Here is a 25,198-nt window from a genome sequence, read left to right on the forward strand (position 1 = left end):
TACTCCTTTAATTTGAACATGAGTTCATTTTTTTTCATCATACTTGAAAAGGACCCGGAACGCAAAATAATTTTGTCGTTTTATGGCTATTTTAAAAGCTTTTCCGCTTTATTCGCCAATCCCTCGCGAAACTGTTTTATTGCCGTCAGTTCCGTCAATTCGCCATCATTCTGCTGAATGATTTGTCCGTCGGATTCCGTGAGAATCTCCAGAAATTCCTTCGTCATTCGGGCCGTTGCCGACTCCGGCGCTTTAGCGATTGTCGCTTGGTAGCTGCTCTTCACTTCATCCAGCAGCTTAAAGGTCTCCAAATCATAGATAAGGGTATTGGGCAAACCATTGATATACATCGCTAAATACCCGTTTACATATTTGGTTTGAACTTCCTCCCGTTCAGGAGAATCCGCATAATCTGCGATAAACTTCTCGGCAAGCAAGGCCCTTGAAGCCAGCTCATCCCATGTAATGACGAGTCCGCCGTCTTTAGCAGCCGCTGTATTCGATTCTTCAGCCATTAACTGGACGTAAGCATTCATCTGCTCGGACAGCGACTTGCTGTACTGCAGCTGATTACTGTAATCAACGATAGGATAGATCGTTCCTTCTACCGTTTCTAATTTATATCCGCCGGCGTAGGCTCTTTGCACAAGAGCTACCACCTTTTCATCTTTTATGGCAGCAGCGCTCTCTTTCGAAATCGGCCATGCTTCCGCTGTCAGCACCTCTTGCACATTCGAAGCAAAAAAGTCGTTTTGTGCAGCTTCCAAATGCGTCTCATAATAATCATGCAAGCCGCGCAGCATCGTGTCGGCCGTCGATTGATCAGCCTTTGCCATATTTTCGACCATATATGTGACAAGTGCAGATGCATCAGCCGCTTCCTTCGCCACAAGCTTAAACTCGGAAAGCAATGCTTGCTGGTCCTCCTGGATTCCTTGCTCGCTTCCGCCGTCATCCGTCACTTGGATGTCAGGCTTTACAGATTCAGAAGGGTTGCTTTTGCTGCATCCAGTCATTGCTAATAAACCGATAACGGCTAGAACAGAAGTTATCACACGCCATTTGTTAAACCTAGTATGACCATCCTTTTGCTGCATTCATCCATCCTCTCCTTACATTTGATTTATGACCTGCTATGTAGTAGACGTAACGGCAGCGCAAAATGTTTTCGAAAAAAAAACTGTGCCAAGGTTACCGAAAGCAACCTTAGCACAGTTCTTCTTTTTCTTCCTATTTAACGAGGGTCTGAGGCTCTTGACCAAAATGACCCGATCGATTCATTTTCGTTTGAATGTATTTCTCGTTGTAGACTGAGGAATTGCCCCATAGCGGCACTCTGCCCGCTACGTTCATACCTGATTTGCGCAGTGCGTCCACTTTACGCGGATTATTGGTAATGATCGATACCGGCAAATCGCGCAGCAGCTTAAGTACGGCAATGGCGTCGCTGTAATCACGCGCGTCATCCGCGAAGCCAAGCTCAGTATTGGCATCAACCGTATCGAGGCCATCCTCCTGCAGCAAATAGGCAATTGCTTTGCTGAACAAGCCGATTCCGCGTCCCTCATGGTTGGCCAAATAAAACAGCGCTCCTGTTCCGTGCTCGGTAATAATACGCATGGATTGCTTCAACTGATATCCGCAATCGCATCTTGCGCTTCCGAAGATATCCCCTGTATGGCAAATGCTGTGCATTCGGATAAGCGCGTCTTCATTGTTATCAAAATCGCCGTAGACGAGAACGCTCGATTGCTGGAGATCCGCATAAGAGAAGCGGTTCAAATCCTCGACCAGCTGTTCGGGAGACATTTCCTCGCCGGCTTCCTTGCGAAGCCAGCTGTACCAATGAAACGTTTTTGTCTCTCCGTCCAGCTCTACTGGCAGCTTGACCGGGCCAATGACGTAGATATCGTCATTTCCGGCTTGCGTGCGTTTAAGTTTATCTTTTATTAGTGCTGCGATATGGGGTTTGATCATATTGGTTCACCTTTTCTAAATAGATATAGGATTAAAATCGCATAGATAAGTAGCTCAAAGTGCCGAATTCATAGCTTCTATAGATAACCTGCGGGACCGCACCCGGATCTCCGCTTCCAAGTGCTATATATAAAGGAACGAAATGCTCTGCGCGAGGTACTGCCATTTTAGCATGTGGAGCCAGCTCTTCATACCGAAAAAGAGAATTTATATCATGCTTATTCATTTTCTCTATTAGCCACTCGTCAAATTCGACTGCCCAGCTCTCCGGCTCTTTCTGTCCCCATTTCACCGCCCGAAGGTTATGAACGGTCACGCCGCTTCCGATAAGCAAAATATTTTGATCGCTCAAGCCGCGCAGCGCCTCGCCGATTCGGAACTGCTCCTCCGCTGAGCGATAAGGGTTAACGGAAACCTGTACGACCGGAATATCTGCCTTTGGAAACATATGCTTCAGCATCGTCCATGAACCATGGTCGAGTCCTCTTGACGTATCATATGCTACCCGGATATGATTTTCGCTCAGCAGATGGCCAACTAACTCCGCTACCTTTGTGGATCCTTTGGCCGGATATTTAACCTGGTAAAGCTCATCAGGAAAACCGTAGAAATCATATAACGTTTCGTATTCATCATCCTTGGAAGAGATGGTAACCGTCTCTGTCTCCCAATGTGCTGTAAAAATGACGATGGCATCCGGTTTCAGGCTTGCTCCCGTTTGTTGAAGAAATTTGCTATATTCATTCTGCTCTACAGCGAGCATCGGTGATCCATGTGCTAAAAATAATGGTTTCATGGCGGTGCCTCCCCAACTTCACTTACTATTTGTAACTAATTATAGTTTTATAACTAATGATAGTCAAGTAATTAACAATATTCAGGTGTGCTTGTATAAATAAGATATTGAGGTTATACTTATTGGAAGATAAAAGAGGTGATATTCATGAATCAATCTAACCTTTGTCCCCGTTTCCAGAGGGGAATGGACATTATTAGCAGACGTTGGACCGGCCTAATCATATTCCAGCTTCTGTCCGGACCGCAGCGGTTCTGCGCTGTCCAATCCGCATTGCCAATCAGCGGAAGACTATTGTCTGAGCGTTTCAAGGATTTAGAAAACGAAGGTATTGTCGACAGGCATGTTTATCCCGAAATACCCGTTCGCATAGAATATTCATTAACGGAGAAGGGCCGCGCGCTGGAGCCGATCATCCGTGAAATACAAGTATGGTCACAGGACTGGATAGAGATAGCAGAGGCGTAACGGGAACGCTCCGGACAAAAGGAATATCACGATAGCGGATGACTACATGCCGCTTCGTGATATTCCTTTTTTTACTTTACAGGATTCTAAAGCCTGTCCAAGCTACCTTGTACGTATCCCTATTTAATTGTACAAGATTTACAGATATGCAATTGCGGGGTATAATGAAGAGTACATTATTCACGCTGAATTTTTCGAATGAAAAAGCGGGGGAACCAACGCGAACGATTCCAATCGTACGCAAGGGGTGAATCCAGGGATTTGTAACCCTGGTAGGGCATTCTCTCTAGCCCGAATCCGACAGCTAACCTCGTAAGCGAACAAAGGAGAGATTTATTTATGTTGACAAATTGTGCAAATCATCTGCATCATTTCACGGAACAGCCTCCTCATTTATCCGTCACCCGAATCGAGCTTTTCGTTATTCCTGCTCTCGCCGTCGATTCTGCAGGCCACCGCATATGTCTTCGATTAACGAGCAATCAAGGCTTTGGCTGGAGTGAGCTGTTTGCCAGCGATACAGAAGAGTCCGTTGACTTAGACAGATGGAGCGATCTGCTTCAAAGCTTTATCGGCAGCATCCCTCTTCCGCCACTCGACCAGTATCAATACGACAAATCGGATCAGGATGGCCGTGCCCTCCACTTGTTCGTTACAGCTGTCAACCATGCGCTAGCCCAATCTGCCGAATCGCCCCCGTACAGCATCGATCATGAAGAATCTGTTTTGCGTCAACGTTCTGTCTCCTATGTCTCTTTGGATTAGTTAGCTAAAAGGGTTTGTACAAATAGAAAGTCCAGAACAGTCATTCTCGTTCTGGACTTTCTAACTTTTTTCAGCAGTTTTCGAGAACCGTTCGGCACTCGCAACAAAAAGGCCCTCCTTTATTACAGCCGCAGCTGCATAGGGAGAGCCTTTTACGCAATTATAGCCTTATTACCTAACCAACCATCCGCCATCAACGGCGAGAATATGGCCGTTCATGTAATCAGAAGCCGAAGAAGCTAAAAAGACTGCCGGCCCAATCAAATCCTCCGAGGAGCCCCAGCGTCCAGCTGGAATGCGCTGCAAAATTTGGGTGCTGCGTACGGGATCCTCGCGAAGCGCTTCCGTATTATCCGTGCTCATATAGCCTGGAGCAATCGCGTTTACCTGTAAGCCTTTGCTCGCCCATTCGCTTGCAAGCGCTTTGGTAAGCCCTGCAACCGCATGCTTGCTGGAAGTGTAGCCTGGAACGTTAATGCCGCCCTGATAGGAGAGCATCGACGCGATATTAATAATTTTGCCTGAGCCCTGCTCGATCATATGCTTGCCTGCAAGCTGAGACAGCACAAATACCGAGTTCAAATTAACATCTATTACAGCCTGCCAATCCTCATAGCTGTGCTCTGCGGCCGGCGTACGTCGAATGATGCCCGCGTTATTGACCAAAATATCGATCCGTCCCAGCTCGTTCACTGTCCGATCAATGATGCCCGCGAGCTTCGCGCGATCAGAAACATCGGCTTGTATCGTAATGGCTTTGCGTCCTAATGCCCGCACGGCGTCAGCTGTCTTGTCAGCAGGCGTGCTATTGGTGACAAGCGCCACATCAGCGCCTGCCTCCGCTAACCCAAGTGCTACCGCTGCTCCAAGGCCGCGGCCGGCACCTGTTACGACAGCCGTTTTCCCTGTTAAATCGAACAATCCCATCGGTTTAAGTCCTCCCTCTCGTACGCCTCCCGCTTTCCGGAAGCTGCGCCTTCATCATTTTTATATGAAGCGCCTCATATTTGGCTGCGACCTCTGGAGCAATGCCATCATCTGTAATGATGCAATCAATCTCATCCAGACCAGCAAAAGTAATCAAAGCGCCCTTGTCGAACTTGCTATGGTCGGCCAAGCAATACACGGTTTTCGCGTTATCCATATAAAGCTTCTTCAGCTTCGATAATTCTTCCGTAAATATCGTCAGCCCATATTCCAAATGAATACCCGTCGTTGATAAAAAAAGCTTATGGACATTCAAGCGTTTAATCCATTCCTGTGACTCTGCCCCAATAAGCAGGTTATTATGGCGATAACCACCTGGAATGACAAGCCTTACCTGGTCCTTTAAGGTCAGCTCTCGAATAATGAGCAGATCATTCGTAAGCACGGTGACAGGCATATTGGGAAGCTTCTTCGCCATCTCAAGCGTAGTGCTGCCCGCATCAAGCGCGATGATATCGTTATCCTCGATGCAGGAAAGCGCAAGCGCGGCAATGGCTGCTTTTTCCTGTTGATGCTTGCTGTTAGGGAATTGCAGCGGGTAAAGGCTGTCTTCGCCTTCTTGCTCCACCACAGCCCCGCCATGTGTACGCTTCAGCAGTCCCTTCTCCTCGAGCTTCTCCAAATCCTCGCGAACCGTTTTTTCCGTGACGCCAAACTGTTCACTCAGCTCAGATACTTTAACTGCCCCAAGCTGCTCTAGTTTCTCAATAATTTTCCGATGCCGTTCAGCAGCAAGCATGGTGCACCTCCTGTAGCGATTGCTTCTATTTTAGCTCGCTTGCAGGTACCGCGTCCATGTCTGTGAAGGTATAGTTTTCTCCTGCCATCGACCAGCAGAACGTATAATTGCTCGTTCCGACGCCGGAGTGAATGGACCAAGGAGGTGAAATAATCGCTTGCTCGTTCGCCACAACCAAATGTCTGGTTTGCGAAGGCTCGCCCATCATATGAAAAACGCGTGCATCAGCATTCATATCGAAGTATAGATACGCTTCCATGCGCCGATCATGCACATGAGAAGGCATTGTGTTCCAAACGCTTCCCGTTTTTAGGCTTGTTACGCCCAGCATAAGCTGGCAGCTTTGAATGCCGTCCGCATGAATGTATTTGTAGAGAACACGTTCATTTGAAGTTTCCTGCGAGCCAAGATGTGTCGGATTCGCTTCCTCCATCGTCATTTTGCGTGTCGCGATTTCAGCATGCGCCAGCGCGGAGCAGAAATAAAGCTTCGCCGGGTTTGCTTTGTCAACGCTGGACAGCAGAACTTGGCGTTTGCCTTTTCCAACATAAAGCACTTCAAGCTTGCTAAGCTCGTAAACTTCTCCGTCAACAGAAATCGAAGCAGGTCCGCCAATGTTAAGGAAACCAATCTCGCGGCGCTCCAAGAAATATTCAGTTTTCAACGTGGCCGCGTCTTCCAGCTCAAGCGTTTCGTTCACAGGCAATGCACCGCCAACTACCATGCGGTCATAATGGGTATATGTCATCTTGATTTGATCCTGTACGAACAGGCTCTCGATCAAAAACTCGCTGCGCAGACGTTCCGTATCATATTGCTTCACATCGGTAGGGTTTGTTGTATGGCGTACTTCCATTGGATAAAAGCCTCCTAAAGTTTTTTGGCGCATAGCTTGCTCTGCAAACCACGCCTACGTTTGTTAATGTTCGTTTTTATAATATCACACATTTACGAACATAAAAAGTACTTTTATGAATCGGACTGCAAAGGTGAACACTCGTTTCTCCAGAACGATCATCCCGCTCCGCTTCTACCTTCCATTTATCGATCCACTCTTTCTTGAAGAGCTCATACCGGGTACTAAAAACGCAAGAAGGAGGAGACATTGGTCTCCTCCTTCTCCCTATCCAAGCTGCAGCTTACCAAGTAATCCGGCCGCCTGTATGTTGATAGCCATGTAATAATTCATATTTCTCGCTGCGCATTAAGCGCTTCATTTGAACTCTGTATTTACGATTGTCATCTCTTCTTGCTTCGGTACATTCTTTGTTATAATGAACGCTCTTTATGCCCTTCCGGTATTCCCGGGTCTTGCTTCTTCTTGGGTCGTAGTGCTTCTTCGCAAAAACAGGCTTAACGTTTTGCTCATTTTCCCACAACGTGATTTCTTCCTGAATAAACATCTTCATCCCCGTTATACCGGGTTAGATTATGGCATCAAGCCACTATACCGATATAACTAATAGAAGAAGACCTTTGGATCGAACATCTCTGTCACCCCCTATGATGAGCATCGCTATTTTAGCATGAAATGCATAGCGTTACCGCGGCTGGTTGATTCTGCTCCAAACCCTGCTAACCGATTTTAGATCGGCGCCTTCGAAAGCCAGCTTATAAATATCCGGCATATCGAGCTGTTTCCAGAAATCGAATCCATAGCTTTTATCAAAAGCATTCAGGATTAATGCCAGCAGATTCCCGTGCGTGCCGAATACGATATTTTTGTTAGGATGTTTTTTGAGCACCTGCATGACTGCTTCCGTTCCGCGTTTCTGAGCAATCGCATTCGACTCTCCGCCCTCCCATGCAAAGCTGCTTTCCTCCCAAACTTTCTCGATAACAGCCTGAAAATCCTCCACAGGTTGGCCCGAAAGCAGCCGCTCCTTAAAATCATCCTCAATAACGATAGCTCCGCCAATGTATGCTGCAATGCCTTCCACGGTCTGAATCGCTCGTCTATAGGGACTGGAAATAACGTAGTCGATATTCATTCCGATCAGCGTGTCTGTTATTATTTTTGCATCATTTAAACCCTGCTCCGATAAAGGCCTCGTTAATTCTTCCGGCGTATAGACGGAGTGCGCATGCCGCACCAAATAGAGATTTGTCATTAGCTTGCTTGTTTCCCCCTTTCTTTACTCCACCGTAACGGTTGTATAAACGGAGATGTCGTAATGGCTGTCCACGACCTTCTCGTCTAAGGAAAAATCGCAGTGTGCGGCAATATAATACGTTCCGCTTGGCAGCAGCAAATCCTTCTCTCCGTAAAATTCCTTCCAAAACTTTGCGCCCGGATCATCGTTCGAGTAACCGCCGCTTTTCTGGAAAGGATACTCGTGTTTTTCTCCCTTTACAAATACGGTTGGTGCCAGCTCTGATGTATTGGCGCCTTCCATTTCTAGATTTTTGCCGTCCGTTAAATAAAACACAACATTCGTTCGCGGCCCCCAGACCGTTATCGATTCGTCTTCGCCAATATAAGTCAATGCAGCGGAATAGACGATCGGTTCACCCTTTGCAAAAGTGGTCTTGTCGATGTTTAAGCTCATCTCAAAAAGCTCATCCTTATGCTCTGGCATTGGCTCAGCCATTTTTTTCAAAAGGACAGGGTCCACCGCATTTTCTGCCTTCTTTCCCCCACTAGGACCGCTGCATGATGATAGGATTATCATGAACATGATGAAGATTAGGACAACTCGATTCATAGTGCCTCCTTTCCCTTAAGGAACAGTCTGGCAATCAATCCACAAACGATAATACATGTTCCTTTACTTGAACTTTCTGTTCTGCTGTCAGCTTAACGGATTTCAAGCCCTCGTAATTTTCATCGGGTATGAGTATGGTTGATGGCTTTGTCAGCTCGGTTTTGGTTTGATCGCCATCCTCCGTCATCATAATATTGGACCTATTTGCATCGGAGAGTATGATTTCAGACTTAATAAAATTCCCTTTTAAATCATAAGAGTCCTCGATCATTTTGATATCGGATTTAATATAATTTTTGCCTTCAACGACGATCGTGATGGCATTGACCTTCTTATAGCCTGTTCGCACAAACATGCCTTCTTCATTCTGCTCGCTCGTTTCTGTGGCAAAAACTTCGATATGCTCCACCTTCTCCGATTTGCTGCAAGCACTTATCATAACAAAAACAACGCATAGCAGACTTAACTTCATTACAAAAGCATACATGCCTGTTTTGCTTCTAAATCCCAAATCACCACTCCTTAATGCTTTCGTTATTTGGGCTGTGCTTAGTCTGAATTGTATCTTCACTTCATAATTACAAACGTTTACAAATTTGTAAAGGTTGCATTTGCTTGCGGCTTGCGGATTCAGGCATTTCTCCCAATATTGGATAAATATCATTTTTCTCAAACAATCTCCATAGTTGTTCTGCCATAAACGCAGTGGAATGAGGCATTTTATGCTGAATCCACCACTCTACGATACCAACAAAAGCCGATGCCATAAATTGGGCATTCAGTTCATTGTCTATATCTGCAGGGAGATCTTGCCTATCGAGCTTCTCTTTAACGTTCTTTGACACGAACGTCAGCAGGCGCTCCCGGAACACGGAGGTTCTTTGATTGGAGAGCATGGCGGAGAAGAATAGAAAGTTTTCCTCGAAATAAACGAAAATCGGCTTTAAATCACTGACCAGCGCTGCTTTTTCCCAATCTAAATCATTTTTACTGCAAAAAGTGATCAGCCTGTTCAAATGGTCTTCTATGCATTTATCAAGCAGGTCGTATTTGTCACTGTAGTGCAAATAGACGGTTCCCCGGTTTACATTGGCCCGTTCCGAGATATCGTTGATCGTGATTTGTTCGAGTTCTTTTTCCGAAAATAACTCCAAAAACGCCTTGTTGATGGCTTCCTTTGTCTTTACGATTCGTCTGTCTATTTTGGCTGAGGTCCCCATACTTCACCAGCCTCCTTAAGTTAATGAACGTTTTCGTTCTTATTGTTGAATATGGAACAAAAGCGGTTTTATTAGCGATTGAATTCTCTTAGCATCGCTATATAATGATAATCAACGAATGCCAAATAATCAACATTTGTTGAATAACGGCTTTGTATATTTCCTCAAAGGGGCGAACAACAATGGAAAACGTGAAATCTAAGGTAGTCATCATAACGGGAGCTTCCAGCGGAATAGGAGAAGCCACAGCCAAGTTATTGGCGAATCAGGGAGCAAAGATTGTATTAGCAGCAAGAAGAGTGGATCGTCTGCAAACCATCGTGAAAGAAATTGAACAAGAAGGCGGGGAAGCTGTTTATATAAAGGCGGACGTTGTTTCTTTCGAGGATATGCAGAAGCTCGCACAGTTTGCTTTGAAGCAGTATGGCCGAATCGATGTGCTGGTAAACAATGCTGGGGTTATGCCAGTTTCTCGGCTTAATGAACTGAGAATTGCAGAATGGGATCAGATGATTGATGTGAACATTAAAGGTGTGCTATACGGCATCGCTGCGGTTCTGCCAACCATGAGGGAACAGCGATCAGGACATATTATTAACATTTCATCGATTTCGGGCCATGAGGTGCATCCGGCATCGGCTGTATACAGCGCCACCAAATTTGCCGTCAGAGCGATTTCGGAAGGTCTGCGCAAGGAAGAATCCATGGCCTCCAGTATCCGTTCCACTATCATCTCGCCAGGCATAACAGAGTCGGAACTGATGAACACAGTGAAGAGCCCCGAGGTTCTAGCAATGACAGCTCATATGAGCGGACTGGCCATTTCTCCATACCGGATCGCTGGAGCCATCGCCTACGCCATCAATGAACCCGAAGATACCGGAGTCAACGAAATTGTGATACGACCGACGTTACAGCACTAATACAACCTATGATATATCGAGGGATGGATAGGTATTGGTAAATAAAAAAGCGGCAGCCTCGGACTTTATAATCTCGTCCTGGCTGCCGCTGTTTCTATTATTGGGATCCGTATAGTCCCTTATTTCCTTGAACACTAATAAATGACTCGGCCTTCCGCGTCAGAAATACCGGATTTACGATAGAAATACGTATTAATAATATCACGCCAATTTCTGGCGTGCTCGGCCTGGACAGCCAAACGCTCAGCAATAGGGGAAAATCTGGCTTCGTCGATTTTGCCGGAGAGGCCAGCCCATTGCTGCTGCAGCCTGTCCGCTTCCTCCGCGCCCCAGAAATGTATATCATAAATATGTTGAATTACCGTTTTTCCAGATTGGAGCTTATGGGTATAGGATACATGGTGGAAAAACAGCAGAAGCTCGTCCGGACAGGTTTCCAAGCTGTCATACAGAGCTGCGTTCGGCTCAGCGTACTGCGATGTATATCCCGTGCCGCTTGCCTGCGTCCGGTTAACGCCGATACCGTCCCGATCCGCAAAATGATAGGTTCCCCACCTTGAGTACTCGTAACCGTCGACATCCGGGCCGTAGTGATGGTTAGGTGCGACCATCCAGCCGACGCCAAGCGGCGCCGTGTAACCTTCGTAAATCGGCCACGACAACATCAGCATCCGGCCGATCCCCATTACGACTTCGGGATCGTTCCCAAACGTTGCGATGGTCCACTCCACGCCAATTTCCTCGGCCGTTAAATCCGGATTCCAGATCAGGCGGCCATACCCGTACAGATTAGCCTGAGCAAGAATATGTCCCGTCCAGCTTTCCTCATCCCCGATATTCGATACGGCGGCAATGCCGCTAAACGTCATCCCGTACAGCGATCCATCCACGATCCGTTTCACCTCAGTACCCGAACCTTCCGCATGCGTATCGAAATCGAGTACCTGCTTCCATTGCGGTACCAGATAACATAGATGCCGCTGCTGGCCTGTATACTCTTGGGTTATCTGAAACTCCAGGATTTGATTGGTTTGTTTCATCGCGCCGAATAGAGGCGAGACAGGCTCCCGTACCTGAAAGTCCATCGGTCCATTCTTAATTTGCAGCAAAACATTTCTCCGAAAACGGCCGTCTAACGGCTTGAAATGATCAAATGCCGCACGAGCACGGTCGGTCTTCCGGTCACGCCAATCCTGCATGCAATCATAAACGAAGCAGCGCCAGATAACGATTCCGCCGTAGCTTGCAAGCGCATCAGCCAGCATGTTTGCCCCATCCGCATGATCGCGGCCGTAGGCAAACGGACCTGGCCGATGCTCGGAGTCTGCCTTCACGACAAAACCGCCGAAATCAGGAATGAACCTATAAATCCGGTCAGCCGTTTCCTTCCACCAGAGTTGAACGTCGCTATCCAGCGGATCTGCTGTCTGCAGGTCCCCCAGTTGCAGCGGCGCCGCAAAGTTTACGCTCAGGTATAAAGTGATACCGTATTCCCGGAACACATCCGCGAATAACGATAGGGACGTAAGCAGCTCTTCCGTTATGAATCTGGTCTCCAGCTCATGAACATTCACATTGTTAATAGAGATGGCATTAAGACCGGCAGAGGCCAGCAAACGCGCATAATCCCTAACACGCTGCAAATCAGAAGTGATGCTGCCGTTCCGATAAAAAATCGAACGCCCCGCGTACCCTCTCTCGATGGTGCCGTCTGCATTATCCCATTGGTTAATCATCCGCAAAGCGTTTCTTGGCGATTCATTCACATTCAGTTCCTCTAAAGGCTCTCCTGCGCCTACTAGCCGAAGCAAATGGAACACACCGTATAATATGCCGGCATCCGAGCCTCCGGTAACCATTATTGCGCCATAGCCGCTTTCTTGCCGGTAACGAAGCGTATATCCTTCTTTCCCCTGCTTCCATTCCCCTGGGCCTTCCTCTTCCGAGTAAACCGCTAGTTGAATGCAGCCTCCATCCTCAGGCCTCTCCTTGATGCACGCATCGATGCCAAGCAAAGCTTGGATGCCATGCTGGAGCTCCTTTACGGCGGTTTTCATAACGACGGAACGTTTATCCGCAGCAATAATTTGGCCTAAAATGTGGCTATAGGCTTTTTTCTTTTGCCTATCCTCAATCGGAAAGTAATTCAGCCAAGCCTTATATGCCGAACTGTTCATTAATCAAAATGCCTCCTTACGAACCCGCTTCGCAGTTGTTAGCTCCTCTGAATAACTCGCCAGAACGAGCCTTTTGGCTCATGCTTCTCATCGAACAGAAGCGGCCAATTTTTCCGTCCCCGCACAGGAAAGTCGCTCAGCCACGTATAATCATCCGCCGCTCCCCAGAAAGTAACGGCGTCAATATGGCTCCGGTATTCCTCCAGCAGCTTAAACAAGGCTTCGTAGCGCTGCTCCTGCAGCTCCAGCATTTCAGCCGTCGGGCTTGCTAAATCCGTGCGCCGGTCATCGTGGCGGAACATCGATACATCAAGCTCCGTCAATTGAAGCCTTAAGCCGAGCGAAGCATATTTCTCGATGGCAGACCGTATATCATCCAATTCGGGACTATACAGATTCCAATGCGCTTGAAGGCCGACGCCATGCACCGGTACGCCTTGCTCGAGCAAGGATTTGACCAAGCGGTAGATCTTATCGCGTTTTGCTGGATTCGACTCATTGTAATCATTGTAGAAAAGCTGGGCTTTCGGATCGGCTTCATGGGCGAATTCAAAGGCTTTGGCAATAAAGCCGGGCCCGGCGATCTCCAGCCATTTGGAGGGGCGAAGCAGCTCCGATCCCTCGTCTGCGATTACCTCATTCACAACATCCCACGCATAAATATCCTCTTTATAGCGCTTCATAACCGTATCGATATGCGATTTCAAGCGGTCATACAGCTTATCTCGGCTGACCGGTCGGCCATCTGCTTCTTGAAACAGCCAATCCGATGTCTGATTGTGCCAAACGAGCGTATGCCCTCTCATTTTTTTGCCATGCTCTTTTGCAAAAGCAACGATTTTGTCTGCCTCTTCGAACGAATACGTATCCTCCGCCGGATGCAAGCTAACGAACTTCATCTCATTCTCGGCGGTCAGGCTGTTATAATGCTTGGCGATAAGCTCTCCCGCCTGAATGATCGTACGCGGATTAACCGCTGCTCCAATATCGAACGAGGCCTGAAATGCCTCATGCAGCTTTGGAATGCTGCGGTTCGGAATGCTGTCCATTTCCTGTTCCCCCATTCGATTATCCTTTCACGCCGCCTACGGTCATGCCTTTCACAAAGTACTTTTGCAAAAACGGATATACCATGATGATCGGCAGGGAGGCTACAATGGTCATCGTTGCCCGAATGGCGAACGGCGTTACCGTATTGGCTCCCGTGTTGCCTGCATTGGCAAATGCATCGCCGGCCGACTTCGTCGTCAAGGAAGCATTGGAATTCTGCAAAATTTTCTGAAGCTCATATTGCAGGGTGCTTAAATCGATATTCGATGAATTGTACAAGAAGACGTCAAACCATTGGTTCCATTGATAGACGGCCGAGAATAAAGCGACGGTCGCAAGCACCGGAACGCACAAGGGCAGAACGATGCTGTAAAACATTTTAAAGTCGCCTGCTCCGTCTATTCTTGCCGACTCGAGGATGCTCTCCGGCAAACCTTCGATAAAGGAACGAATGATAATTAAGTTAAACACGCCGATCAGGCCGGGGAAGATATACACCCAAAAATTATCGAGCAAACCCAAATCGCGGATTAACAAAAAGTTTGGAATAAGGCCTCCGTTAAAGTACATCGTCAAAATAAATGCAATCGTGACGAATTTACGCAGGACATACTCTTGTCTCGTTATCGTATAGGCCACCATGGCTGAGCAAAACACGGTAGCAATCGTTCCGATCACGGTACGCAGAACCGAAATCATCGTCGCATGGAATATGGTGGATTCCTTAAGCACATACGCGTAATTGTCCAGCGTCCACATTCTCGGCAGCAAATAGATGCCGCCCTTGATCGAGTCTGTCGCGTTATTCAGCGAAACGGCGGCCGTATTCAAGAAAGGATATAGGGTAACGATCATCAGTAATGTAAGAAAGATATAATTGCATGTGTCGAAGATGATATCGCCTTTCGACGAACGTATGCGGCTTGATTTTTTGGAAACAGCTCCCGCTGCCGATTGATTCATGATGTACCCTCCTTCTAAAATAATCTGGACTCGCCCATCCGCTTCGCGAGATTGTTCGCTGCGAATAACAATATAAAGCTAATGATCGTTTTAAACATGCCCGCCGCGATCGAGAGCGAGTAGTTGCCTTGCGCAATCCCGTATTTAAGAACAAATATGTCAAGGTTTTCGGAAAAATCGACGTTCATCCCGTTCCCCAGCAAATACTGCGGCTCGAAACCCGATTCCAGCAAATACCCGATATTCATAATCAGCAATACGATAATAACCGGCTTAATGCCAGGAAGCGTAACATACCACATCCGTTTAATACGGCCTGCTCCGTCCATCTCCGCCGCTTCATACTGCGCGGGGTCGATCATTGTCATTGCCGCCAAATAGACGATCGTGTTCCAGCCTACGTCCTTCCAAACGGAGCTTGCTCCGAATATTGCCCAAAATTGCTCCGGTATGCCGAGGAACAGAATTTCCTCGCCCTTCTCGACGAAGCCGGTCCAAAGCAGCAATTGATTGATGATGCCGTCAGGCGATAACGTCGTTTGAATGATGCTTGCCGCAACGACCCATGAAATGAAATGCGGTAAATAGCTTACCGTTTGAACCACTCGTTTAAAAGCAACCTTGCGCACCTCATTCAGAAGCAAAGCAAGCGTAATGGCCGTCACAAAGCCAAGAATCAGATTAATACCGCTCATGGCAAGCGTGTTTCTTAAGACGCGAATAAAGCGTTCATCCTGGAACAAAAATTTAAAATGTTCAAACCCCACCCACTTCTGTTCGCCAAAGCTTTTGGCCGGCTTGTAGTCTTGAAAAGCGATGGTCCACCCCCATAGAGGCATGTATTTAAAAATAAACAACCAAACTAAAAACGGTACGGACATGAGAATAAGCACGCGCTGTTCGATCAGCTTTGTTAAAAAATGCTTCAGTCCTGTCGGCTTCTTAGGCAACACCAGGTTTGACGTTGACAATGCTCGCTTATGTTCCATCTTTATCTCTCCTTCCGGACTGAATCGGGCTAAATAAGGAGAAAGGCCGGACATTTGCATGCGCAAGCCGGCCTCTCACCGCTACTACGTTACCTGTTATTTTGATGCTTCGATCAGTTTCTTCACTTCATCCGTTGTCCATTTCTCGTAAGCTGCTGTATCAAGCTTGCCGAAAGCTTCCGTATACTCTGCCCATACCTTATCGAAATCCGCCGGCTTCGCAAGGACAAGCTTAGGGAAGTACTTTTTCGTGATTTCGTCTTTTTTCGTTTCCCATATTTGCTGATCGGAGCCTTGCTCCTTCGGAATGCCCCATGAAGGGTACCAAGGACGGGCGTCTGGTGCAGCGAACATTTCGGAATAGGTTTTTACGCCGTATTTTTCAAGAATCGTTTTATCCGCTTCCGTCAGGCTCATTTGGAACACTTCCGGCTGATTTCCCGGTGCAACCGCATTGCCGTCAGGCAGGGAAGAGCCGCCGCCGTAAAGCGGCCAGTTCCACGAGTAATATTTGAAGCCGAATTTTTCATTAAAGGTTTCATCGATTTTCGCGATTTGTTCAGCCGTACGGTACATCCGGCCTTTGTCGTCCACTTCGAACGTTTCGCCTTTAATGCCCCATTTTTGAAGAATTTGGTTCTCGTCCGTCAACAAATTATCCAAGTATTGAATAATGCGAACCGGGTCTTTTGCGCTTACCGTAATGCCCATACCGCGGTTTTTTACGAAGCCTGGAGGATCCAAATATTGATCCTTTTGACCATCGAAGGTTACCGGCAGCGGGAAATAAACAAAGTCATCCATCGCCGGGTCCTGCTTGGCCGCATCTTTAAGCGCGTTTTGCGCGTTCGCGAACTGCCAGCCGTAATCGAAGAAACCGACTACTTTGTGAGACGTGAGTTTCGCCAAATATTGATCATAGTTGTCAACGAAGGATGCTTTATCGAACAAGCCTTCCGCGTTGATCTCGTTTAATTTTTTCAGCCAGCGCTTTGTATTGTCATCCGCTGCATATGTTTTTGCTTCAAAAGTCGTCATATCGACGATGACATTACCATCGTTCGGATAACCAGCCAAATGGTTTGGAGGGTTAGAGGTTGCGAAGAATCTCCAGTCATGCGTCAAGGAAACGATACCGGTTAAATCCTCGTCTTTATGTTTTTCCACGAAATTTTTAACCAAGTCCATATAAGCGTCAAGCGTTGTGATTTTCGGATATCCAGCTTCCTTCAACACGCGCCGCTGTACCCAGAAAGCGCCTTGGCCGATATTAGGATCCGGGATGTATTCGCCAACTGTATTGGAGAACGGCAGGAAGTAAATTTTACCGTCCGCAGCTTTCATTTGATTGAAATAAGGGCCGTATACACGTTTAATGTTCGGACCGTATTGTTCGATTAGATCATCAAGCGCAATGAACGCGCCCGCATCTAGGATCTTGTCGATTGCGGCATCCGGAATCATTACATCGGGATAAGCGTTCGATGCAATCATCGTACCGATCTTCGTATTAAGATCGCCGACCAAGTGCTCGATTTTAAAGTTAACGCCGGTTTGATCTTCGAGCATTTTACCGATCGTCGTTTCATTCGTATTCGTATCTTTGGCTGCCGCTACGCCGTTGAAATAAGAAAAGGTTACTTTTTCAACCGGTTTCTCTCCCTCGTCGGCCGTTGCATTCGGACTGTTCGTGCTGTCTGAGGGCTTGTTTGTTCCGCCATTGTTGTTATTCGAGCATGCTACAGTAAAAATCATGAAAGCAGCCAAACAAACTAATAATAATTTCTTTGTCACTTTTTCGAGCCCCTTTCGATACTTTTTGTTTTTTTGTTTTTGTAAGCACTTTCAGTATAAAAAAATTCAGAACCTTTGTTTACCCGGCAAACTATAGTTCTTGCTTTAAAAAGCATATAACCTTCAGCCGTTTTGAGATGCGGCTAACCTATTCAACGGGTACTCTAACCCGAATAAACGTCCCTTCCCCAGGCATACTCTCGATTAAAAGCTGAAAGCGGCCACCGTAGATCAGCTTCAAGCGATAGATGACATTTTGAACGCCGATCCTTTCTCCGATCTCTTCCTCACTCTCCAAATAACCGTAAAACTGCTTCACTTTCTCTTCGTCCATTCCAATGCCATTGTCTCGGATAGAAAAGATCAGCTCATCTTCCTCCCGTTCGACCCTCACTTCGATTTTGCCTCCGTTCCTAAGCGGCTCAATGCCGTGAATGCTGGCATTTTCCACAAACGGAAGGAACATCATTTTTGGCATCATGCACTGTTTGGCCGAGGGATCAATGTGAATATGGTATTCCATCCGGTCCTCAAATCGATATTTTTGGATTTCCAAGAAGCAAACAATAAATTCCACTTCCTCGCTGACCATCACTCGGTCCTTGCCCCAAGTAAGCGAGTTTCTAAATATTTTCGCCATATTCTGAATAATTTTTGCCGTCTCTGTCTCATCCTTTATCAGACTGCGCATTCGAATCGTTTCCAGCGCATTAAATAAAAAATGAGGATTAATTTGGCTTTGCAGCGCATTAAGCTGAGCCTTTCTTCGTTCCAGCTCTAAGGATTTCGTCTGAATGTCCGCAATGTAGACATCGTCAATCAAGCTTTTCACCTGTATCGTCATCCGATTGAATTCGCTCGTCAATTGACCGATTTCATCCGTATATTCTTCTTGTTTAATCGTATCGAAATGCTGGTTTTTCACTTTTTTCATATGTTTAAGAATTTCAACCAGCCGTACATTCAATGAACGCGTAATCCATAAAATAATCAATGTCGGAATGAAAATATTCAAGCAGGCTAATACGAAGACAAATTCACGCGATTGACGCACTTCCTTCAATACCTCTTCCTCCGAAATCGAAGCAATAATGCGCCAGTTGTCCATATAGCTGACATAGTTGTATTCAGCCTGGAAAGCGATGGCATCCGATGGAAATTCCAGCGAATCATAGCGTATGGAATCTTTTCGCCAGTCCACCGCAGGGTCAGTCGTAAACTCGATTTCGCCTTTGTCATTGACTAAGTAAATACTGCCTTGTAAATTCTGATTCCGGAAAATTTGTTCTATCGTGCTTGCTTTCAAATCAATTTTCAAAAACTTCTTCCACTGTTTTTTTGATTCATAATAATTCATTTCACGTATAATGCTGAAGGTATTTCGGGAAACATTCTCTTCGCTCTTCAAATACAAGTCTTCCTGCTGCGTACGGATAAAGATCGGGTAAGTATTGTGCTTCTCCTGCAGCAGACGATACCAATCGGTTTGCTTGATTTCATCCGAAAGAAAACCGATGCCGCCGGAATGCAGCATCGTTGGGTTTTCAACATAAATTTTAATATTTTGAATGGAGGTATATACGGGGGTGTAGCTGTTCAAAATTCTTCGGAAATAGGTATCATAAGCCTCAATATAATCAGCTGGCTCTTGATAGTCGGTTTCTAATATTTGATTTAGATTATAGTCCGTATAAAATACGGACGAGATCGTCACGGCATCCTCGACCTCGGACCGGAATTCATTGTTTATCTGATCGACGGCGCGTGAAAAATCCTTCATCCGCTGGTTTTTCACATTCACTGTCGTCACATTATAGAAAATGACATTCGTCAATACGATAGGGAGGAATACCGAAAAAATATAAAGGACCAGCATCTTATTCCGCAGTCGGACATTGTTGAGATTCAGGTGCAGCTTCACGCGCATAATCCCCTTTATTTGTGTTTAGTCATATCATTTGGCGTACAAGCTTACTGCAGCTGATTGCGGTATTCGGTCGGTGTCATATGCTCAATCTTCTCAAATTGGGTAACAAAATAATCGGCGTTGCTGAACCCGACCTTCTCCGCAATCTCATATATCCGCATCGCGCAGGATTGCCGCAGCAGCTTTTTGGCTTCGTTCACCCTAAGCTGCAGCAGAAACTCATTGAAATAAACGCCGTAAGTCTTCTTGAATAATTGGCCCAAATAGACAGGATTCACATAAAATTGCGCCGCGATGCTTTTTAGGCTCATATTTTTCGAATAATTCGTCTCGATATAGCTCTTGATTTTCTGTATGCCGCCCTTCTGCTGTTCTTTTCTTAGCTCAGCGACAAGCTGCCCGCTCTCTTCAATAAATGCGGAGAACATGTTCTTCAATTCGCCCAGCGATAAGTTCATGTCCTGCCAATTTAGCAGCGGTTTAAGTGTAGATAAGGATTGCTCGTCCCCTTCCATGCTGCGAATTGTCTTCATAATTCCCATCACGCATTGCTGAATGTTCATCTTGATCGCCTCCGGGGCATAACGTTTCTCGCGAAAATCACGAAACCACAGCTCGACTGTCGCTTTCACCGCCTCTAGCTTTAGCTCTTCGAAATGCTCCATAAACTGATTAAACTGAGCCGGCTCGAATCCGATATAATTCAACTGTTCCGATTGTATTTGGTCATATATAACGATTCGGTCGTCATTTGTATATTTGTATAATAGGGCTTCTTTTGCCGCCTTATATGAATCTCGAATATCCGCTAGACCATAAACCGAAGAACCGGCATAGAGAAACACGCCTTTCCCAAAATGGATATCCAGCGCCGCTCTAAACTTGGTCAAGAAGCGGTCAAGCTCCCCGTTGAAGGGCGCAAGCAAAATGCCGGGCAGCAAAATGCCGATGCGGTTTCGATGCTCATACATGCTGACCGGCTGGTCGGATGCCGTAAGCCGCTTAAGCTCCTGCTGAACCAGCTCCATGAAACGGGCGTTCGTTATTGGCCCGGCGGAAGGCTCCCACTTATGGTTGTCATTTAGCTCAGCGAACAAATAGATTAAGCAGTCGTTCTTCTTCAGATGCATGCGATGCTCCCACCCTGTAATGGAAGCCTCGTTTGCTTCCCCAAGAATGAGTGATTTAATCATCTCGCCGCCCATCAGCCTCTCCTTCTTTTCTTGCTCCTCAAGCTCCGCATTTAGCTTTTCGTTCAGCTTCTTCAAAATGCTGGAAAACTCAATTTCATCAATCGGCTTCAATACAAAGTCGTGAACGCCGTAACGCATCGCCTGCTGGGCATAGTTAAAATCGTTATAGCCGCTTATTATAATGAAAGAAGGCTTCATGATATTTTCCGTCGTGACCCGCCTGATCAGCTCCAATCCATCAATGACAGGCATACGAATATCCGTGATAACAAGCTGAGGCTGAACGCGCTCGATCAGCTCCAGCGCATCCTCTCCATTATCCGCTTCCCCTACAATTTCAAAGCCGCAGCCTTCCCAATCGATCAGCTTCATTAGACCTTTGCGTGTAAATAATTCGTCGTCCACCAGAACTGCACGATGTAATTGCATCATTTTATCCTCCTTATTCGGGTTATACGATACGAAACACAGGATCTACAGGCATATAATGAACGGGAATACCGGGATACCATTTCCTTAGCCGGTCGGCTAGCAGCTGCATACCCGGCTGCTCACTTTCCAAGTGGCCAAGAACAATAAGCGCATTGTTTTTTCCTGCGTGCATGGCATCCCTCACATACTCCGGCGTTTCCCACTCCGGGCCCTCCCCGTAAATAATCAAATCCAGATTATATTTGCTGAACAAAGGAATTGCGTTCTGACCTGCTCCTCTATAGCCTGCAAGCAAGCCAATGCGGGTGCATTCCGTCGATCTATCGCCAACCGCTCGCATGAAGCTGATTCCCAATCTTTTTTTGATATCGTCAATGATCTGTTCAAGCTTCATCGGCGGAATCGTTACGAGCGTTGCGGCAGGTAAATTTTCCGTTATATGCTCCTGCCATCCCAAGGCATGGATAAGTCCTTCCATAATGCCATCGGGCTGAAAGCGATGCCAATAATCATGGAAGCGATAAACGGCCAAACCCGTCCCTTCGATATACCATTTTTTCGCCTCATATACAACATCGTCCGCGTAAAAGGCTTTTGTACCGTCATGGTGGCTGTAAAATGTCCCTTCATGCGTGATGACGAGGTTAGCTCCTAATTGGACGGACTGTTCGAGCACCTGCTGCGTCGCCATGAACGTAACGGCGATTCCCGTAATCTCCGTCTCGGGTGCTCCAAACGTTAGGGTATCCACAGTATTTGGAATCGGTTCAACGGAGGCTGTCAACCTATCTATTATATCCTGTATTTTTGTCATCTTTTTTTGTCCACTCCTACAGGTTTGAAATGAAAGTAAGCTTAGCTTCGATATATAAATATTATGATCAATAAATAAACCGCACAATGTAAAAAGTATAGTGTCAACCCAAAAAACTAAAGGTGTTTTTCATGTCCTTTTGACGTAAGACGTCTTGGGAACAAAAAAAGCGATCGCTCCGGAAAGATTCCGGTAAGCGATCGCCGCATAAGCTTTATTATTTTAGCTTCAAACCTAAAGGAAGTGCAAGTATTCTACAAGCGCTCTTTCACCCAGACGGCCATTTCGCCTTTGCCGCGGTTCGCCCATGCGTAATACGGAATAAAAGTAAGACTCGCCGGCTCAAGCGCAGCGCCTGCGTCCGAGCGGTAAAGCTGAGTGCCCCATTGCTCGTACTGCAGCTTCAGTCCTTCCGCTTTAATCACCTGGATGCCGTCTAGCAAATCCTCTTTGTAAGAGGCTTCAAGCTTGGCGTCCTGCGGCAGCAGCAGCTGCTGCAGCTGCTCTCCGTTGTCGGCTTCCTCTAGACAATACACGAGGGGACCGCGCTGCAAGGCAACTTTACCTGCGTTTTGCTTAACGAGAGGATGGCTTCTTACACGTAAAATAGGCATTTCAAGCGTGAGCTCGACAATATCGCCTGACAGCCACTGCCGATCGATACGCGCATAGCCATCAACGGTTTTATCCGCAATCGCATAGGCCTCTCCGTTTACGAGAACGGATGCATTCGCGGACCAATCCGGTATGCGAAGCGCCAGCGTGAAGGCTGTCGGCTGATCCACAGTAACCTCGAAGCGCGCTGATCCCTCCCACGGCATCGACGATTGCTGATTAAGCTTAACCTTTGCAGCTCCCAATGAGAGCTCCATCTCGCCGCCGATATAAAGATGAGAGTAGACAGTGTTCTCCTTTACGGAATATAAGTATTCGCCTAGCGATGCCAGTAACCGGGCAATATTCGGCGGGCAGCAAGCGCAGCCGAACCATTCTTGGCGGACAGGCTTTACATGGTTGTAGTTTTTATTTTTCCCTTCGCATACATCCGGCGATACTTCCAGCGGATTAACATAGAAGAAATGTCTGCCGTCTCGCGACATCCCCGCAAGCACCGTATTATACAAAGCGCGTTCCATTACGTCGGCATATTTGCCGCTTGGCTCCAGCTGCAGCATTCTGTGCGCGAAGAAAATGAGGCCGATTGATGCACAGGTTTCCGAATATACCGTATCATTCGGCAAATCGTAATCAAAAGAGAATGCCTCGCCCTGCGCCATCGAGCCGATGCCGCCCGTGATGTACATCTGCTTGGAAGCGATGTTGTCCCACAGCCTGCGGCAGGCATCCATCAAGGATTGATCGCCTGTTTCACGCGCAACGTCTGCCATGCCGGCAAGCATGTAAACAACTCGAACCGCGTGGCCGGTGGCCGCTTCCTGCTCGCGTACAGGCACATGCGCTTGAAAATATTCCGGGTCAATATGAATCTTATTGTTGCTCCAATGCGTCGTTCTTCCTCTGCGGTCAGCTTCTGCCTCAAAAAAGCTAGGCTGCTGTCCGCGCTTGTCGATAAAGTAGCTGCTCAGCTCCAAATATTTGCGTTCACCTGTGGTTTCGTACAGCTTTACAAGCGCAAGCTCGACCTCCTGGTGACCGTCATAACCAGCGATTTGGTCCGGACCGTCACCAAATACTACGGCGATATCATCCGCAATCCGGCATACGATATCAAGAAGATTACGTTTACCCGTCGCACGATAATAAGCAACGCCTGCTTCAATCATATGTCCCGCCGAATACAGCTCATGGCATTCCGTTAAATTCGTCCACTTTTTATCCGGTTCCTTAATCGTAAAGAATGTGTTCAAATATCCGCTTGGCTGCTGCGCCTTGCCGATAATCTCGATCATCTCGTCAGCAACCTGTTCGAGAGCAGCGTCAGGCTTTGTTTCAAGCAGGTAAGCTACTGCCTCCAACCATTTGGCTACGTCGGTATCTTGGAATACATAGCCGTAAAACTCGCCTTCCTCAAGCCCAGCCGCAATTTTAAAGTTGCTTACCGCGCCGCTTCGCTCCGCACCTTCAACCCGGTCGTTTATCGCATCCCACTGATAAGGAACAACAACATCCCTCACCAAATTAATATAATAATTCCAGAAATCATCTGTAATATGAACTTTCTTTAATGATACCGGCTTCGCATGATCCTTGCTTACTGCTTGTCCCATTCGTATCGCACCTCTCCAGCATTTATTCAATTTCATACTGCTGATTCCTATTTTATGCGTTAAAATAGAACATAAATACAAACACAAATAACCTATTTCTTATAAAATATCACACAAGCTCGGAGAGTGGATCAAGATGACAGAAGCATCGGAGCATATCTATTTCGCGGCGCCTCCGCTTCCTTACTATCTCGAAAGCGGCGTTACGGTCCATAAACGCGGAGACCAGCACCCAAGCCGCAAGCATCTTGGGGTATTCGATCTGATTATCGTGGAAAGCGGCTGCCTATTTATTGGAGAGGAAGAGCGAAAATGGGATTTGACGGCAGGTCAAACTCTGCTTTTGCTGCCTGACCGTCCCCATTATTCCGTCAAGCCCTCCGAGGAGAAAACGATTTTCTATTGGGTCCATTTTCTCGCGGTAGGCGAATGGCAGCAATCGGAGCTCGACCATGCCAGCATCAGCCATGATCAGCATTACAATCGGTTTCTAACGTCACCTTATTCCCTTCATCTTCAAAAAGTCTGGTCGCTTCCATACCCCGAGCAGGCTTACCGGCTCATGCGAACGCTGAACAAAGCGGGCGGTGAGCGTCAATCAAGCGCCTTCTGGACGCAGCAGCAGACCTTCGAAGAGCTGCTGCGCATGATGGATTTACGTCAAAATGACAGCTATACGAGCCCTTCCGTCACATTGGCCGAAAAAGCGGAGGCCTATATCAAGAACAATTACCGTACGGAAATAACAAGCCAGACGATGGCAGACGCGCTTAATTTCCATTACAACTACATCACCCGCTGCATGAAACAGGTATACGGCATGACGCCGATTGACTATCTATCCAAGTACCGTCTTGAGCAAGCGAAGCTGCTTCTGCTTAAGACCGAATGGCCCGTAGCCCAAATCGCCCTGCATGTCGGCTTCGAAAACGTCCCTTATTTCTCCAACTGCTTCACGCGGCAGATCGGAATGCCGCCGACTAAGTTTCGCAAGCAATATACGACTTGATGCTTTCGAGGCGATCGTGCAAGGTTCCGTCACGAACGGCCC

General features: G+C 47.0%; 24 protein-coding genes and 1 riboswitch. Of the genes, 4 read left to right on the top strand and 20 right to left on the bottom strand.

The genetic code is table 11. The annotated features are described in order from the left end of the window. Positions 1-86: 86 nt before the first annotated feature. The 3 genes from AC1DLI_RS03240 to AC1DLI_RS03250 form a co-directional block, all read right to left on the bottom strand. Positions 87-1,097, bottom strand: a complete 1,011-nt coding sequence (locus AC1DLI_RS03240) for a hypothetical protein (RefSeq protein WP_477599610.1) — start codon at positions 1,095-1,097, stop codon at positions 87-89. Positions 1,098-1,230: 133 nt separating this feature from the next. Further along, a complete protein-coding gene (locus tag AC1DLI_RS03245; protein WP_477599612.1) occupies positions 1,231-1,977 on the bottom strand; it encodes a GTP cyclohydrolase II in 747 nt (248 codons plus the stop codon). 31 nt (positions 1,978-2,008) lie between these two features. Beyond that, complete coding sequence (locus AC1DLI_RS03250) at positions 2,009-2,773, bottom strand: DODA-type extradiol aromatic ring-opening family dioxygenase (RefSeq protein ID WP_477599614.1); 765 nt, start codon at positions 2,771-2,773, stop codon at positions 2,009-2,011. Between the two features lie 147 nt (positions 2,774-2,920). Here AC1DLI_RS03250 and AC1DLI_RS03255 point away from each other — a divergent pair, with 147 nt between their 5' ends. Both AC1DLI_RS03255 and AC1DLI_RS03260 read left to right on the top strand, forming a co-directional pair. Next, positions 2,921-3,241 carry a winged helix-turn-helix transcriptional regulator gene (locus AC1DLI_RS03255; protein ID WP_477599616.1) on the top strand — a complete coding sequence of 107 codons (321 nt, stop codon included), beginning with the start codon at positions 2,921-2,923 and terminating at the stop codon, positions 3,239-3,241. Positions 3,242-3,414: 173 nt separating this feature from the next. Next, a riboswitch (cyclic di-AMP (ydaO/yuaA leader) is annotated at positions 3,415-3,575 on the top strand. A gap of 5 nt (positions 3,576-3,580) precedes the next feature. Next, on the top strand, positions 3,581-4,006 hold the full coding sequence (locus AC1DLI_RS03260) for a hypothetical protein (RefSeq protein WP_477599618.1): 426 nt from the start codon (positions 3,581-3,583) through the stop codon (positions 4,004-4,006). 171 nt (positions 4,007-4,177) lie between these two features. Here AC1DLI_RS03260 and kduD read toward each other — a convergent pair whose 3' ends face one another. The 8 genes from kduD to AC1DLI_RS03300 all read right to left on the bottom strand — a co-directional run bounded on the left by kduD (position 4,178) and on the right by AC1DLI_RS03300 (position 9,657). Continuing rightward, a complete protein-coding gene (gene kduD, locus AC1DLI_RS03265) occupies positions 4,178-4,933 on the bottom strand; it encodes a 2-dehydro-3-deoxy-D-gluconate 5-dehydrogenase KduD (RefSeq protein ID WP_477599620.1) in 756 nt (251 codons plus the stop codon). 4 nt (positions 4,934-4,937) lie between these two features. Further along, the gene (locus AC1DLI_RS03270) at positions 4,938-5,732 is read right to left on the bottom strand and encodes a DeoR/GlpR family DNA-binding transcription regulator (RefSeq protein WP_477599622.1); all 795 of its coding nucleotides are present in this window, start codon (positions 5,730-5,732) and stop codon (positions 4,938-4,940) included. Between the two features lie 25 nt (positions 5,733-5,757). Then, positions 5,758-6,588 (bottom strand): 5-dehydro-4-deoxy-D-glucuronate isomerase, encoded by an 831-nt coding sequence (gene kduI, locus AC1DLI_RS03275; protein ID WP_477599624.1) that lies wholly within the window; start codon positions 6,586-6,588, stop codon positions 5,758-5,760. 283 nt (positions 6,589-6,871) lie between these two features. Further along, entirely contained in the window at positions 6,872-7,135 is a 264-nt protein-coding gene (locus AC1DLI_RS03280; RefSeq protein WP_477599626.1) for a hypothetical protein, read from the bottom strand. A 138-nt stretch (positions 7,136-7,273) separates the two neighbouring features. Continuing rightward, positions 7,274-7,843 (bottom strand): histidine phosphatase family protein, encoded by a 570-nt coding sequence (locus tag AC1DLI_RS03285; RefSeq protein ID WP_477599628.1) that lies wholly within the window; start codon positions 7,841-7,843, stop codon positions 7,274-7,276. Between the two features lie 24 nt (positions 7,844-7,867). Then, the gene (locus tag AC1DLI_RS03290) at positions 7,868-8,437 is read right to left on the bottom strand and encodes a hypothetical protein (RefSeq protein WP_477599630.1); all 570 of its coding nucleotides are present in this window, start codon (positions 8,435-8,437) and stop codon (positions 7,868-7,870) included. A gap of 34 nt (positions 8,438-8,471) precedes the next feature. After that, positions 8,472-8,948 carry a hypothetical protein gene (locus AC1DLI_RS03295; RefSeq protein WP_477599632.1) on the bottom strand — a complete coding sequence of 159 codons (477 nt, stop codon included), beginning with the start codon at positions 8,946-8,948 and terminating at the stop codon, positions 8,472-8,474. Between the two features lie 67 nt (positions 8,949-9,015). Next, positions 9,016-9,657, bottom strand: a complete 642-nt coding sequence (locus tag AC1DLI_RS03300) for a TetR/AcrR family transcriptional regulator (RefSeq protein WP_477599634.1) — start codon at positions 9,655-9,657, stop codon at positions 9,016-9,018. Positions 9,658-9,839: 182 nt separating this feature from the next. On the opposite strand from AC1DLI_RS03300, the gene AC1DLI_RS03305 reads away from it, so the two are divergent. Continuing rightward, positions 9,840-10,580, top strand: a complete 741-nt coding sequence (locus AC1DLI_RS03305) for an SDR family oxidoreductase (RefSeq protein WP_477599636.1) — start codon at positions 9,840-9,842, stop codon at positions 10,578-10,580. Between the two features lie 134 nt (positions 10,581-10,714). Here AC1DLI_RS03305 and AC1DLI_RS03310 read toward each other — a convergent pair whose 3' ends face one another. From AC1DLI_RS03310 to AC1DLI_RS03350, 9 genes are all read right to left on the bottom strand, one after another. Next, positions 10,715-12,757, bottom strand: a complete 2,043-nt coding sequence (locus AC1DLI_RS03310; protein WP_477599638.1) for an alpha-glucuronidase family glycosyl hydrolase — start codon at positions 12,755-12,757, stop codon at positions 10,715-10,717. A gap of 38 nt (positions 12,758-12,795) precedes the next feature. Beyond that, positions 12,796-13,806 (bottom strand): endo-1,4-beta-xylanase, encoded by a 1,011-nt coding sequence (locus tag AC1DLI_RS03315; RefSeq protein WP_364143814.1) that lies wholly within the window; start codon positions 13,804-13,806, stop codon positions 12,796-12,798. Between the two features lie 19 nt (positions 13,807-13,825). Beyond that, positions 13,826-14,770, bottom strand: a complete 945-nt coding sequence (locus tag AC1DLI_RS03320) for a carbohydrate ABC transporter permease (protein WP_308997024.1) — start codon at positions 14,768-14,770, stop codon at positions 13,826-13,828. Positions 14,771-14,784: 14 nt separating this feature from the next. Continuing rightward, positions 14,785-15,759: an ABC transporter permease gene (locus AC1DLI_RS03325; protein WP_477599641.1), complete on the bottom strand. Its 975-nt coding sequence runs from the start codon at positions 15,757-15,759 to the stop codon at positions 14,785-14,787. Between the two features lie 96 nt (positions 15,760-15,855). Then, a complete protein-coding gene (locus tag AC1DLI_RS03330) occupies positions 15,856-17,553 on the bottom strand; it encodes a type 2 periplasmic-binding domain-containing protein (protein WP_477599643.1) in 1,698 nt (565 codons plus the stop codon). A 148-nt stretch (positions 17,554-17,701) separates the two neighbouring features. Then, the gene (locus AC1DLI_RS03335; RefSeq protein ID WP_477599645.1) at positions 17,702-19,480 is read right to left on the bottom strand and encodes a sensor histidine kinase; all 1,779 of its coding nucleotides are present in this window, start codon (positions 19,478-19,480) and stop codon (positions 17,702-17,704) included. Positions 19,481-19,524: 44 nt separating this feature from the next. After that, positions 19,525-21,102 carry a response regulator gene (locus tag AC1DLI_RS03340; RefSeq protein WP_477600057.1) on the bottom strand — a complete coding sequence of 526 codons (1,578 nt, stop codon included), beginning with the start codon at positions 21,100-21,102 and terminating at the stop codon, positions 19,525-19,527. Positions 21,103-21,124: 22 nt separating this feature from the next. Next, positions 21,125-21,919, bottom strand: a complete 795-nt coding sequence (locus tag AC1DLI_RS03345; RefSeq protein ID WP_477599647.1) for a Nif3-like dinuclear metal center hexameric protein — start codon at positions 21,917-21,919, stop codon at positions 21,125-21,127. A gap of 254 nt (positions 21,920-22,173) precedes the next feature. After that, positions 22,174-24,147 carry a glycoside hydrolase family 127 protein gene (locus AC1DLI_RS03350; RefSeq protein ID WP_477599649.1) on the bottom strand — a complete coding sequence of 658 codons (1,974 nt, stop codon included), beginning with the start codon at positions 24,145-24,147 and terminating at the stop codon, positions 22,174-22,176. Between the two features lie 136 nt (positions 24,148-24,283). Here AC1DLI_RS03350 and AC1DLI_RS03355 point away from each other — a divergent pair, with 136 nt between their 5' ends. Further along, complete coding sequence (locus AC1DLI_RS03355) at positions 24,284-25,156, top strand: helix-turn-helix domain-containing protein (protein WP_477599651.1); 873 nt, start codon at positions 24,284-24,286, stop codon at positions 25,154-25,156. Positions 25,157-25,198: the final 42 nt, after the last annotated feature.

Source organism: Paenibacillus sp. 01T443, from assembly GCF_056398325.1.